The 12602-nt window shown below is 71.0% G+C and carries 12 protein-coding genes; 6 read left to right on the forward strand and 6 right to left on the reverse strand.

The window, feature by feature from the left end; all coding sequences use genetic code 11:
* The first annotated feature begins 45 nt into the window (after positions 1-45).
* Positions 46-1920, forward strand: a complete 1875-nt coding sequence (dnaK, locus tag CP976_RS35985; RefSeq protein ID WP_150484073.1) for a molecular chaperone DnaK — start codon at positions 46-48, stop codon at positions 1918-1920.
* Here dnaK and CP976_RS35990 read toward each other — a convergent pair.
* A complete protein-coding gene (locus CP976_RS35990; protein ID WP_150484074.1) occupies positions 1917-2399 on the reverse strand; it encodes a nitrate reductase molybdenum cofactor assembly chaperone in 483 nt (160 codons plus the stop codon). The genes dnaK and CP976_RS35990 overlap by 4 nt on opposite strands.
* 120 nt (positions 2400-2519) lie before the next feature.
* On the reverse strand, positions 2520-3383 hold the full coding sequence (locus CP976_RS35995; RefSeq protein WP_150484075.1) for a helix-turn-helix domain-containing protein: 864 nt from the start codon (positions 3381-3383) through the stop codon (positions 2520-2522).
* 243 nt (positions 3384-3626) lie between these two features.
* Here CP976_RS35995 and CP976_RS36000 point away from each other — a divergent pair, with 243 nt between their 5' ends.
* Positions 3627-4052 (forward strand): hypothetical protein, encoded by a 426-nt coding sequence (locus CP976_RS36000; RefSeq protein WP_150484076.1) that lies wholly within the window; start codon positions 3627-3629, stop codon positions 4050-4052.
* Here CP976_RS36000 and CP976_RS36005 read toward each other — a convergent pair.
* Positions 4034-4840, reverse strand: coding sequence for a helix-turn-helix domain-containing protein (locus CP976_RS36005; RefSeq protein WP_150484077.1), 807 nt, complete (start codon positions 4838-4840; stop codon positions 4034-4036). The genes CP976_RS36000 and CP976_RS36005 overlap by 19 nt on opposite strands.
* Before the next feature lie 128 nt (positions 4841-4968).
* On the opposite strand from CP976_RS36005, the gene CP976_RS36010 reads away from it, so the two are divergent.
* Complete coding sequence (locus tag CP976_RS36010; RefSeq protein WP_150484078.1) at positions 4969-5274, forward strand: 4a-hydroxytetrahydrobiopterin dehydratase; 306 nt, start codon at positions 4969-4971, stop codon at positions 5272-5274.
* 4 nt (positions 5275-5278) lie between these two features.
* On the forward strand, positions 5279-6040 hold the full coding sequence (locus CP976_RS36015) for a class I SAM-dependent methyltransferase (protein ID WP_150484079.1): 762 nt from the start codon (positions 5279-5281) through the stop codon (positions 6038-6040).
* Here CP976_RS36015 and CP976_RS36020 read toward each other — a convergent pair.
* Together CP976_RS36020 and CP976_RS36025 are read right to left on the reverse strand one after the other, a co-directional pair.
* Complete coding sequence (locus CP976_RS36020) at positions 5991-6485, reverse strand: hypothetical protein (RefSeq protein ID WP_150484080.1); 495 nt, start codon at positions 6483-6485, stop codon at positions 5991-5993. The two genes, CP976_RS36015 and CP976_RS36020, sit on opposite strands and share 50 nt — an antisense overlap.
* Entirely contained in the window at positions 6482-6961 is a 480-nt protein-coding gene (locus CP976_RS36025) for a hypothetical protein (protein ID WP_150484081.1), read from the reverse strand. The genes CP976_RS36020 and CP976_RS36025 overlap by 4 nt, the downstream gene beginning before the upstream one ends.
* Before the next feature lie 39 nt (positions 6962-7000).
* Here CP976_RS36025 and CP976_RS36030 point away from each other — a divergent pair, with 39 nt between their 5' ends.
* Positions 7001-7969, forward strand: a complete 969-nt coding sequence (locus tag CP976_RS36030) for a helix-turn-helix transcriptional regulator (RefSeq protein ID WP_150484082.1) — start codon at positions 7001-7003, stop codon at positions 7967-7969.
* A 38-nt stretch (positions 7970-8007) separates the two neighbouring features.
* Positions 8008-9882: a rhamnogalacturonan lyase gene (locus CP976_RS36035; protein WP_150484083.1), complete on the forward strand. Its 1875-nt coding sequence runs from the start codon at positions 8008-8010 to the stop codon at positions 9880-9882.
* A gap of 49 nt (positions 9883-9931) precedes the next feature.
* Here CP976_RS36035 and CP976_RS36040 read toward each other — a convergent pair whose 3' ends face one another.
* The gene (locus tag CP976_RS36040) at positions 9932-12580 is read right to left on the reverse strand and encodes a cellulose binding domain-containing protein (RefSeq protein ID WP_150484084.1); all 2649 of its coding nucleotides are present in this window, start codon (positions 12578-12580) and stop codon (positions 9932-9934) included.
* Positions 12581-12602: the final 22 nt, after the last annotated feature.

Below are 12602 nucleotides of genomic sequence, written 5' to 3' on the forward strand. Positions count from 1 at the left end.
GTTTTGTGCTGGATTGTGAGAGCGCCCTGGCGGAAGGGGACAGCGATGGGACGTGCGGTCGGGATCGACCTCGGAACCACGAACTCGGTGGTCGCCGTGCTGGAAGGCGGCGAGCCCACTGTCATCGCCAACGCGGAAGGAGCCAGAACCACACCCTCGGTCGTGGCGTTCGCCAAGAACGGAGAGGTGCTGGTCGGGGAGGTGGCCAAGCGGCAGGCCGTGACGAACGTGGATCGCACCGCCCGCTCGGTCAAGCGCCACATGGGTGACGCGCACTGGCGCTTCCCCGACCAGGGCGACATCGACGGCACCCGCTACCGGGCGCAGGAGCTGTCCGCGCGCGTGCTCCAGAAACTGAAGCGGGACGCGGAGTCCTACCTCGGCGAGGACGTCACCGACGCGGTGATCACCGTCCCGGCGTACTTCGACGACAACCAGCGGCAGGCCACCAAGGAGGCCGGTGAGATCGCGGGCCTGAAGGTGCTGCGGATCATCAACGAGCCGACGGCGGCGGCGCTGGCCTACGGCCTGGACAAGGAGAACGACCAGACCGTCCTCGTCTTCGACCTCGGCGGCGGCACCTTCGACGTGTCGCTGCTGGAGATGGGCGAGGGCGTCATCGAGGTGAAGGCCACCAACGGCGACACCCACCTCGGCGGCGACGACTGGGACCAGCGGGTCGTCGAGTACCTGGTCAAGCGCTTCAAGGGGCAGTACGGCGTCGACCTGGGCAACGACAAGATGGCGGTGCAGCGGCTGCGCGAGGGCGCCGAGAAGGCCAAGATCGAGCTGTCCAGTTCCACCGAGACGACGATCAACCTGCCCTACATCACGGCCTCCGCCGAGGGGCCGCTGCACCTCGACGAGAAGCTGACCCGGGCCCAGTTCCAGGAGCTCACCGCCGACCTGCTCGACCGCTGCAAGGCGCCCTTCCACCAGGCGGTCCAGGACGCCGGTGTGAAGCTCTCGGCGGTCGACCACGTGATCCTCGTCGGCGGCTCCACACGGATGCCCGCGGTGACCGACCTGGTCAAGGAACTCACCGGCAAGGAACCGCACAAGGGCGTCAACCCGGACGAGGTCGTGGCCCTCGGTGCCGCGCTCCAGGCGGGTGTCATGCGCGGCGACGTCAAGGACGTGCTGCTGCTCGACGTCACCCCGCTGTCCCTGGGCATCGAGACCAAGGGCGGCATCATGACGAAGCTCATCGAACGCAACACGACGATTCCCACGCGGCGTTCGGAGATCTTCACCACCGCCGCCGACAACCAGCCCTCGGTCGGCATCCAGGTCTACCAGGGCGAGCGGGAGATCGCCGCGTACAACAAGAAGCTCGGCGTCTTCGACCTGACGGGCCTGCCGCCGGCGCCGCGCGGCGTGCCGCAGATCGAGGTGGCCTTCGACATCGACGCCAACGGCATCATGCACGTCTCCGCCAAGGACCTGGCGACCGGCCGAGAGCAGAAGATGACCGTCACCGGCGGCTCGGCCCTGCCCAAGGACGACATCGACCGCATGATGCGCGAGGCCGAGCAGTACGCGGAGGAGGACCGCAAGCGCCGCGAGGCCGCCGAGACCCGCAACCAGGCCGAGCAACTCGTCTACCAGACCGAGAAGTTCCTCCGCGACAACGGCGACAAGATCCCGGCCGACACCAAGAGCGAGGTCGAGTCGGCCATCACCGAGGTGAAGGGACAGCTCGAACAGCAGGCGGACACCGCCGCCCTGCGCGCCGCCGTCGAGAAACTCGCCTCGGTCAGCCAGAAGATGGGCCAGGCCATGTACGCCCAGGCCCAGCAGACACCCACCGAGGAATCCTCCGGCGCCCGGCGCGAAGAAGGGGAGGAAGAGGGAGTCGTCGACGCGGAGATCGTGGACGAGGAGAAGGAGCAGGGAGACAAGAAGGGCGGGGCGGCCTAGTTTCCCGCAGGCGTGGCTCGGTTTTGCGCGGGCGGTAGCGTCGCGTACACGGCGTCGACGACGGACGCGTACGGAGTGCCGGAGTCGGCCAGTCCGGAGCGCAGTCGCTCCAGTCCGGCCCGGTGCTCCGTCAGCAAGACGGTGTTGCCGGTGCGGGCGGTGAACTCCAGTACCGCGGGCAGGAAGTCGGGCAGCTCCTCGCCGGTGAGCTCCAGGCCGTGGGAGCTGTAGAGCTCCTGGAAGCGGGCCGGTGAGAACTCGCGCCAGCGGCTGAGGTACAGACTGTGGCCGTCCGCGCTCTCGAAGACCTGGAGGTAGTGGGCGGCCAGTTCCCGCGGCTCGGTGACGGCCGCGTGGTCGGCGAACTCCCTTAGCTGCGGGGCGGCTTCGCGCAGCAGCGGCAGCCGGGCGCGGAACTCGTCGCCGGGATACGTCAGGCACAGCGCGGCCGCCTGGTACAGCAGCTCGAAGCCGGGCATCTGACCTCCTTGGCGTGCGCTCTGTGCCGCGCCCCGTGCAGACGACGCTAGGGGCGGGCGGGGGAGCGCACCCGTCGGCGACGCCCGTACGGGTCACGGCCCGCGCGCGAGGGGCCTCGCTCAGTAGGTCTCGCGGTACTCCCGCAGGAGCTTGTCGGTGCGCTGCGTGGAGGCGGCGCCCGCCGTCATGTGGTCGAGGACCTCCAGATGGGCGGAGACCTCCTTGCGGGAGTCGAGGTAGAGCGCGCCGGTCAGGTACTCGGTGAAGACCATGTCGGGCAGTTCGGGCTCGGCGAAGCGGAACAGGGAGAACGGCGCGTACGTCCCCGGGTGCGGGCCGTCCTTGAACTCGGCGATCTGGAGCGTGACGCGATCCCGCTCGGAGTACTCCAGCAGCTTGTCGAGCTGGTCCCGCATCACCTGGCCGTCGACGCTCACCGGGCGCCGCAGCACCGTTTCGTCCATGATCACCCACAGGTGCGGCGGGTTGGGCCGCTCCAGCAGCCGCTGCCGCTCCATGCGCAGCGACACATGCCGTTCCACGGCCTCCGGCCCGGAGTTGCCGATCGTGCCGGCCTTCAGGACCGCACGCGCGTACCCCTCGGTCTGCAACAGCCCCGGCACGAAGTGCGGCTCGTAGGACCGGATGATCCGGGCGGCGCCCTCCAGGCTCACGTACAGGCTGAACCACTCCGGCAGCACGTCGTGGAACCGCTGCCACCAGCCCGGCCGGTTCGCCTCCTCGGCGAGCTCGACGAACGCGGTCACCTCGTCCTCGGGCACGCCGTAGGCGGTCAGCAGGATCTGCACGTACGGGATCTTGAGCGCCACGTCGGCGGTCTCCATCCGCCGGACCGTCGCGGGGGCGACGCGCAGCACCCGGGCGGCCTCGTCACGACTGAGGCCCGCGGCCTCGCGCAGCTCCTGCAACCTCTTGCCCAGCACCACCTGGCCCACGGTCGGTGCGGCCCGCCGTTCACTCACGCCACGCCTCCCCAACGTGCCCAAGCCTGCGATCAGTCTGTCACGTTCCGACGTCGGTCTCACAGGGCCGCGGGCGAGAAGATCGCGGGAAAACGGACGTGTCGCCGGGGCATTACCCCGGGGGTAATCGACCGGGCGCGCCCGGGACGGGATCGTGAACGCACCGGGTCCCGGGCCGGCGCACTCCGGCCCGGGACCCGGGTACCGGCTCGCGCACCACGACCCGACGGAGGGTGACTCACCATGTCCGCGACCCAGCTCGCCACACTCGCCCGGACCAGTGCGCCGCAGTCGGCGCTGCGCCGCTTCCTCGCCCTGGACGCGGTGGTGACCGGCGCCAACGCGCTCGCCTACCTCGCGTTCTCCGGCCCGCTCGGCCGTTTCCTCGGAGTGGACTCCACGCTGCTGCTCGCACTGGGCGCGTTCCTCACCGCCTACGCGGCGGGCGTGGGCCTGCTGGCCTCCCGCCGGCAGCCGCCGGCGCTCGGCGTGCGGGCTGTCGTGGAGGCCAACCTCGCCTGGACGGCCGTGAGCCTCGTGGCCCTGGCGCTGTGGCTGACGCCGAGCACGGCGGGCGCTGTGTGGACGGTGCTCCAGTCCCTGACCGTGGCCGGGTTCGCCGCCCTCCAGTACATGGCCCTGAGGGCCCGTCAGGGCAGAAGCGACTGAAGGTACTTGACCGTCGCCGGGTCGGCCGGGAGAAGCGTCTCGATGGCCAGCTCGGCGACGGTCACGTCCATCGGGGTGTTGAACGTGGAGATCGAGGAGATGAACGACAGCGTCCGCCCCTCGTGCTCGATCCGCAGCGGCAGCGCGAAGTACGGCACCGGCTCCGAGGGCTCCTCCGCCGGATCCGCGGCGGGCACCGGATACGCCGCCACCTCCTCGTACAGCGCCCGCAGCGGCTCGGAGCGGTGCAGCGCGATCTGCCGCTCCATCTGCTCCAGCAGGTGCCCGCGCCAGGCGCGCAGGTTGCGGATGCGCGGCGCCAGGCCCCGCGGGTGCAGGGCGAGCCGCATCGCGTTCAGCGGTGGTTCGAGCAGCGTCTCGCAGACGCCGTCGATCAGCGTCATGATCCCCCGGTTGGCCGCCACGACGTCGTACAGCGCGTCCACCACCAGCGCCGGATACGGCTCGTAGCCTCCGATCAGCCGTTCGATGCCCTCACGCAGCGCGCCCAGCGCCGGGTCGCCCAGGGGCGTCTCGGGATAGCGCGGGGCGTAACCGGCCGCCAGCAGCAGCGCGTTGCGCTCGCGCATGGGCACGTCCAGGTGCTCGGCCAGCCGCAGCACCATCTCCTCGCTGGGCCGGGAGCGGCCGGTCTCGATGAAGCTGATGTGCCGGGCCGAGGAGTCCGCGCGCAGCGCCAGCTCCAGCTGGCTGACCCGGCGCTGCTCCCGCCAGGCCCGCAGCAGCGGCCCCACGCCCTGGTCGGTGGTGGACGGATGAGTGGTCATGCCGGGACCGTAATCGAGAACCGGTGGCGCCGGACAGGCACACCGCTCCGACCAGGGCCTCGCACGCCCCGCTGTGGCAGGCTGAGGAGGGAGAAGAGGACACCGGAGCCAGGGAAGGAGCGCTGCCCATGCCCGTCGAACCGCTGTCGCAGAAGGAGGTCGAGGACCGGCTGGCCGAGCTGCCGGGCTGGTCGCTCGACGGGGACCGCCTGACCCGCTCCTACCGGCTCGGCTCGCACTTCGCGGCGACGGCGATGGTCGTGCACATCGCCCAGGTCCAGGAGGAGCTCGACCACCACTCCGACCTCACGCTCGGTTACAACTCGGTGTCCCTGGCCGTGCACACGCACAGCGCGGGCGGCGCCGTCACCGAGAAGGACTTCGAGCTCGCCCGCAGGGTGGAGGACCTGGCGCCCGGGCACGGGGCACACTGACCGGGTGCTCGACTACGACAAGGAAGCGGAGCGGTACGACGCCTCCCGCGGCGGCGAGCCCAGGGCGGCCGCCGCCGCGGCGGCGGTGCTGAGCCTCGTGCCGCCGGACGCGCGCAGCCTGCTCGACGTCGCCTGCGGCACCGGCATCGTGACCCGCCGGCTCGCGGCCGCGCGCGAGGGCATGCGGGTGACCGGCGTGGACCTCGCCCCGGCGATGGCCCGGCAGGCCACCGCCCGGCTGCCGGGGGCCGTGGTGCTCGGCGACAGCCGCCGGTTGCCCTTCCGGGACGGCGAGTTCGACGCCGTGTGCAGCGTGTGGCTGCTGCACCTGGCCGCCGGGCCCGCCGACGTCCGGACCATCGTCGGCGAGTGCGCGCGGGTGCTGCGGCCCGGCGGCGTCTGGGTCACCACGGTCGACAAGGCCGCCTCCCACAACGTGGGCAGTGACATCGATGTCGTCCTGTCCTCGCGCCCGCCCAGCCCGGTCCGGGACGCGGCGGCGGACGTGGAGTCCTACGCCGCCGGCCACGGCCTGGTCCCGGCCGGGCAGGCCCGCTTCCGCGGCCACGGTCAGGGCCGCAGCCCGCGCCGTACGGTCGCCGACCTGCGCCGCGGCTGGTTCGTCACCCTGCCGCCCGGCCACCCGTTCGCCGACGGCTTCGCCGCCCGGCTGGCGGAACTCCCCGACCAGGACAGACCCCGCCCCGACCCGTTCTTCACGCTCCGGGCGTTCCGGAAGCCGTGCGGGGCTCTCGAGCCCGGGTGAACTCCATGATCCAGTTGGTCACCCAGGTCTCTCCGCCGTCCACGGAGAACGCCTGTTCCCATCGGGCGGTGGCCGGGGAGATCCCGGACCAGACGAATCGCACCCGCACGTCCTTGCCGTCGTAGGTGTCGTCGCCCTGGAACTCGCCCCTAAGGCCCTTGAAACGGCCGAAGACCGGAGGGAAGAGGGTCCCGCTGCGGCTGGACGCCCAGTTCAGCGACCACTCCTCACGGACCGGGTCGAACAGCCGCAGCGTCAGCCCCTTCGCGCCCAGGTGCGGCATGTCGATCTCGTCGATGTTGGCGGCCCCGTCGAACAGCGGCCGGCACTCGCTCCGGCCCGGGAACTCCTCCCAGTCGCTGCCGGGGTCGAGGAAATCGGTGCGGCGGCGGTGCTGGACGTTCCAGGCGCCGTGGAAGAAGTCGAAGTCGTGCGGGCTGCTCATGAGCGGTCTCCTGTGGTTCCCTCGGGCAGACGGTCGGCCAGATAGGCGTCGAGGTCGGGGACGTCCGGGGTGAGCATGTGCCGCACCCAGGCGTCGCGTTCGTGCAGGATCGGCGGCAGCTCCCAGACGCAGCCGATCCACGGCGGGCCGGGCCTGACGAAGTGCGTGGGGTCGCGGTCCGGGCAGCCGAGGACCGGCTGGCCCGCCGCCGCGCCGCCGAAGTGCAGCACGTTGTCCCACACCCAGCTGTACGCGTTGAGATAGGCGCCGTCGTCACCGCCCCGGTGCAGCACGAGGAACGTCGCCGGCGAGGTGCCGTCCGGCTCCGGCAGCAGCTCGGGCAGGAGCGCGTACGCCGCCTTCTCCACCTCGGGCGCGATCCCCGCCGGATCGGCGGTGACGTGGTAGCGCTTGATCCACCGGCCCGCCACCTCGATCGGCGGTGGCGCGGTCAGCAGTTTCTCCGTGAAAGGCATGGCGGGACGTTAGAGCCGCTTCCCTGACATCCTGTGTCAGTGAAGTCCAGCCGACTCGTCTCGATCCTCCTGCTGCTCCAGACCCGCGGCCGGATGACCGCCGCGCAGCTCGCCGAGGAGCTGGAGGTCTCGGTCCGTACCGTCTACCGGGACGTGGAGGCCCTCGGTGCCGCCGGGGTTCCGCTGTACGGCGACGCGGGCCACGCCGGCGGATACCGCCTGCTCGACGGCTACCGCACGCGGCTGACGGGCCTCACCGCCGACGAGGCCGAGGCCCTCTTCCTCGCGGGCGCCCCCGGCCCCGCCGCCCAGCTCGGTCTCGGCTCCGTGCTCGCCGCGGCCCAGCTCAAGGTGCGCGCCGCCCTGCCGGCGGAGCTGCGCGCGCACGCCGACCGGATCAGTGGCCGCTTCCACCTGGACGCCCCCGGCTGGTACGCGGACGCCGACGACGCCCCTCACCTCCCGGCCGTCGCGGACGCCGTCTGGAGCAGCCGCGTGCTGCACGTCCTGTACCGCCGCTGGCGCGAGCCCACCGATGTGGAGCGTCGTCTGGAGCCGTACGGGCTGGTGCTGAAGGCGGGCCGCTGGTACGTCGTCGCGGGGCCCGGACCACGTACCTACCGGGTCGACCAGATTCTCGAACTCACCACTCGTGAAGAGGTGTTCGCCCGCCCCGAGGGCTTCGACCTGGCCGCGTACTGGGCGGCGTACCAGCGCGGCTTCCACGACCGGCTCCACCGCGGCGAGGCGGTGGTGCGGCTGGCCCCGGGAACGACGCTCACCGGCCCGGCGGGGGAGGCCGTACGGCGCGACGGACGTACGGACGACGACGGCTGGACACGTGCCACGGTCCCCATCGAGTCCGTCGACCACGCCCACGCCGAGTTCCTGCGCCTGGGCACGGCCATCGAGGTGCTGGCTCCGGACGAACTGCGGTCGAGGATCGCCCGGACCGTGGCCGAACTGGCGCAGCGGTACGGCAACTCCCGCGCACCCGGCGGCGACTGAGAGGCGGAACCCGCCCGTCCTTCCAGGAGGTCCGTCCCGTGAAGCACCCGCACAGGCACCGCAGACGCCGTCTGCTCCTCCCCGTCGCCGCAGCCACGGCGGCGCTCGTCGGCGCAGGCCTGACCACGTTCGCCACCGACGACACGGCCGCGGCCGCCACCGCCCGCCAGGTCGAGAAGCTGGACCGGGGTGTGGTCAGCGTCCACACCGGCAGCGGCAACCTGGTGAGCTGGCGCTGGCTGGCAACCGACCCGAACGACGTGTCGTTCAACGTCTACCGGGCCGGTACGAAGGTCAACCCGACCCCGGTCACCGGCTCCACGAACTACTTCCACTCCGGCGCCTCCTCGCACGCCGACTACACCGTCCGCGCGATCGTGAACGGCGTGGAGCAGGGCGACTCGGTGCACGCGGTCCAGTTCCGCACCGGCTACAAGGACGTCCCCCTCTCCCCGCCGGCCGGTGGCACCGCCCCGGGCAACTCGGCGTACACCTACGAGGCCAACGACGCCTCCCTGGGTGACCTGGACGGCGACGGCGCCCTGGACATCGTCCTGAAGTGGCAGCCGACCAACGCCAAGGACAACTCCCAGTCCGGCTACACCGGCAACACCATCGTCGACGGCATCAAGCTCGACGGCACCCGGCTGTGGCGCATCGACCTGGGCCGCAACATCCGCTCCGGCGCCCACTACACCCAGTTCCAGGTCTACGACTACGACGGCGACGGCAAGGCCGAGGTCGCCATGAAGACCGCCGACGGCACCCGCGACGGCACCGGCGCGGTCATCGGCAGCTCCACGGCCGACCACCGCAACTCCAGCGGCTACGTGCTCTCCGGCCCCGAGTTCCTGACCATGTTCAACGGCCAGACCGGCAAGGCGATGCAGAGCGTCGACTACGTCCCGGCCCGGGGCAACGTCTCCTCCTGGGGCGACAACTACGGCAACCGCGTCGACCGCTTCCTCGCCGGCACCGCCTACCTCGACGGCTCCCGCCCGTCCCTGATCATGGCGCGCGGCTACTACACCCGCACGGTGATCGCCGCCTGGGACTGGCGCAACGGCTCCTTCACCCGCCGCTGGACCTTCGACACCAGCTCCTCCACCAACAGCGGCAAGGGCTACGACGGCCAGGGCAACCACAGCCTGTCCGTCGCCGACGTCGACAACGACGGCAAGGACGAGATCGTCTACGGCGCCATGACCGTCGACGACAACGGCAACGGCCTGTGGACCACGAAGCTGGGCCACGGCGACGCCGGTCATGTCGGGGACCTCAACCCGTCCCGCGCGGGTCTGGAGTACTTCAAGGTCTCCGAGGACTCCAGCAAACCCGGCTCCTGGATGGCCGACGCCCGCACCGGCCAGGTCCTGTGGCAGACGGCGTCGGGCTCCGACAACGGCCGCGGAGTCGCCGCCGACGTCTACGCCGGCAGCGCGGGCGCCGAGGCCTGGTCCGCCGCGGACACGACCCTGCGCTCGGCGACCGGCGCGTCCCTCGGCCGGGAGCCGTCCAGCATCAACTTCCTGTCCTGGTGGGACGGCGACCCCGTCCGCGAACTCCTCGACGGCACCCGCATCGACAAGTACGGCACCTCCGGCGACACCCGCCTGTTGACCGGGTCCGGCGTCTCCTCCAACAACGGCACCAAGTCCACACCGGCGCTCTCCGGCGACATCCTCGGCGACTGGCGCGAGGAGGTCGTCTGGCGCACCAGCGACAACAAGGCCCTGCGCATCTACTCGACCCCGCACGAGACCAGCACGAAGATCACGACCCTGCTCCACGACACGCAGTACCGCACGGCCCTTTCATGGCAGAACACCGCCTACAACCAGCCCCCGCACCCGAGCTTCTTCATCGGCAACAACATGCCGACGGCTCCCCGCCCCACCGTCTACACCCCGTGAGAAAGCCGAGGGCGTATGCCGTCTCCGGCATACGCCCTCGGAAGCGGGGTCAGGCCACCGTGCAGCTCTGGTCACCCAGCTTGAACGCGGTCGGTTTCGCGTTCGTCCCCGACGAGTTCGCCGTGAAGCCGAAGCTCACGGACGAGCCCGCCGCCACGTTGCCGTTCCAGCCGACGTTCTTCGCCGTCACCGCCGAACCCGACTGCGCTGCCTCGGCGTTCCACGCCTGGGTCAGCTTCTGGCCGTCGGTGAAGGACCAGGCCAGGGACCAGCCGTTCCACGGGCTGGTGCCGGTGTTGGTGACCTGCACGTCCGCCTGGAAGCCGCCCGACCACTGGCTGGTGACCTTGTACGTCACCTTGCAGGCACCGGCCGGGTCGGGGCCGGGCCCGGGGCCCGTGGTGCCGCCGTCGGAGCTGTCGCCGTAGACGACGCCACGGCCGTTGGTCGCCACGTACACCCGGCCGTACACCCTCGGGTCACCGGTGATGGCCGCACCCGTCCAGCCCCACTGGTGGGCGTCGTCGTTGATGCGTGTCCAGCTCGCGCCCTTGTCCGTGGAGCGGAAGACGCCGCGCACGCCGCCGATCTTCGCGCTGGTGTAGAGCGTCTGGTAGGAGGCCCCGGGTGCCGCCTTGCCGAACCCGATGGTGTCGGCCTGCTCTACGTTCGGCAGCTTCGTGAAGCTCGTGCCGCCGTCCGTCGAGTGCCACAGGCCGTACGCCCCGTCGCTCGCGCCGCCCGCCAGCCAGACGTCGCCCTTCCCGCCGGGCAGCGCCTTGAAGCGGACACTGTCACCGCCGGGCAGGCCCGTGGCCGGTGACTCCTTGAACGTCGCGCCGCCGTCCGTACTGACGTAGAACTTCCCCGACTTGAAGCCGTAGAAGGTCTTCGGATCGACGCGGTCCGACTCGACGATCGCCCCGGCGGGGATCCCGCCGGACGCCTGCCACGAGGTGCCGAAGCCCGTCGTGTGGTGCACGCCGGCGCCCTGCGGGCTCCACACGAACCGGCTGCCGTCGGCCGCCGCCGCGACCGTGCCGCCGCCGCTCACGCCCGAGGGGTCGGTCCCCGCGAACCAGTTGGCGCCGTTGTCCGTCGAGAACGAGATGTGCGGACCGGAGTCGAGGTTGCCGACCCGGACGACCGTGTTCGGGTTCGACTCGGCGAAGTCCAGGCTCGTGGTCGTCGTGAAGTTCGGCTGCGTGAACATCATCGACGGGACCTTCGTCAGATCCGTGTGGCGGAAACCGCCGACGTCGCCGAGCGCGCTGAGCAGCGGGGCACCGGACGGGGGAGAGGCGAGGTCGTTGACCGCCGTCTCCTCCAGCCCCTGCACCATCGGCTTGACGGCGAACTTCCCGCCGCCGTCCCAGTTCGTGAGGTTCTCGGTGCCGTAGATCGTCGCGCCCGTCCCGTACATCATGCGGTTCGAGTTGAACGGGTCGATCTCCAGGGCTTCCGTCATCCACCCCAGCTTCGGCGTCTGCTCGGGCGGCTGCGGGTTGGCGCCCCAGGTCAGCCACGGCGAGGACGAGACGTCCATCGTGTAGCGGTTCTCGCGGTTGGGGTACGACGTGTAGTCCCACGCCTTGGTCCAGGTCGCGCCGCTGTCCGTGGAGCGGAAGATCTGCGTGTCCGGCCACCAGGCGCTGTACGCGGTCGCCATCACCGTGCCGGGCTTCTGCCGGTCCACCGTCAGCCCGCTGAAGCCGTAGAACGTGTCGGCCTCCGCCACCGGGCTGATGTCCGTCCAGGTACCGGTCCCGGTCGCGTACCGCCACAGCTGGCCCTTGCCGCCGTCGTACGGGCCGCCCTTGTCGCTGTAGGCGAGGTAGAGATGGCCGTTCTTCGCGTCCAGGACGCCCTTGTGAGCGAGGTAGCCGGTGGGCTGCCCGGCCAGCCGCTGCCAGGTCGCGCCCGCGTCCGTCGAGCGGTACACCGCGTTGTCCTTGTCGGCGACCCCCACGTAGATCGTCTTCGTGGCATTGCCCGACGTGCCCGTGGACTCGTCGAAGGTGACCCAGACGATGCCCTGGTTGTCGGACGCGTAGCCGCTGGTGTCACTCGGGTCCTGCACGTAGTTGCCGACGTTGGGGAAGTTCGTCACCTGCGACCAGGTCACGCCCGAGTCCGTCGACCGCCACAGCCCCTTGCCGCTGGGAGCCCCCAGATACAGCACGCTGTTGCGGTTCGGGTCGACGGCCAGCCGCTCGCCCATGCCCCGCCCCGGCATGTTGCCGCCCAGCTTGAACGGCAGGTTCGCCTTCTGCCAGCTCGCCCCCCGGTTGGCGGAGCGCATGACCGCACCGTTCTTCGGATCCCAGCTGTTGGTGTACGTACCGACCGCCGCGTACACCTTGTCCGGATCGACGGAGTCGGACGCGATGCTGACGACCCCCGTGTGCCCCCAGTCGTCCCAGCCGACGGAGTCCAGCAGCGGCGTCCAGGTCTTCGAGGCCTCCTGCCACCGGTAGGCACCGCCGATGTCGGTACGGGCGTAGGCGAGGTTCTTCTCGGACCGGTTGAAGACGATCCCGGGGACAAATCCGCCCCCGTCGATCCGCGCGTTCTTCCAGGAGTAGGTGTCGGCAGCGATCTTCACCGACGGCGGATCGGCGGCCAGGGCGGCGGGAGCGCCCGACAACAGCCCGGCCGCCAGCGCCAGCACGGCCGTGAGTATGCGGGTTCTTCGCACGGTGGGGGTCCTTCCGTGAGGG

This window comes from Streptomyces coeruleorubidus (assembly GCF_008705135.1).
Taxonomy (GTDB): Bacteria; Actinomycetota; Actinomycetes; order Streptomycetales; family Streptomycetaceae; genus Streptomyces; species Streptomyces coeruleofuscus.

Excerpts from the sequence above, each read along its gene's own strand:
- CP976_RS36025 (WP_150484081.1), bottom strand. The coding sequence starts at position 6,961 with ATGCCTTTCACGGAGAAACTGCTGACCGCGCCACCGCCGATCGAGGTG.
- CP976_RS36005 (WP_150484077.1), bottom strand. The coding sequence starts at position 4,840 with ATGACCACTCATCCGTCCACCACCGACCAGGGCGTGGGGCCGCTGCTG.
- CP976_RS35990 (WP_150484074.1), bottom strand. The coding sequence starts at position 2,399 with ATGCCCGGCTTCGAGCTGCTGTACCAGGCGGCCGCGCTGTGCCTGACG.
- dnaK (WP_150484073.1), top strand. The coding sequence starts at position 46 with ATGGGACGTGCGGTCGGGATCGACCTCGGAACCACGAACTCGGTGGTC.
- CP976_RS36000 (WP_150484076.1), top strand. The coding sequence starts at position 3,627 with ATGTCCGCGACCCAGCTCGCCACACTCGCCCGGACCAGTGCGCCGCAG.
- CP976_RS36020 (WP_150484080.1), bottom strand. The coding sequence starts at position 6,485 with ATGAGCAGCCCGCACGACTTCGACTTCTTCCACGGCGCCTGGAACGTC.
- CP976_RS36010 (WP_150484078.1), top strand. The coding sequence starts at position 4,969 with ATGCCCGTCGAACCGCTGTCGCAGAAGGAGGTCGAGGACCGGCTGGCC.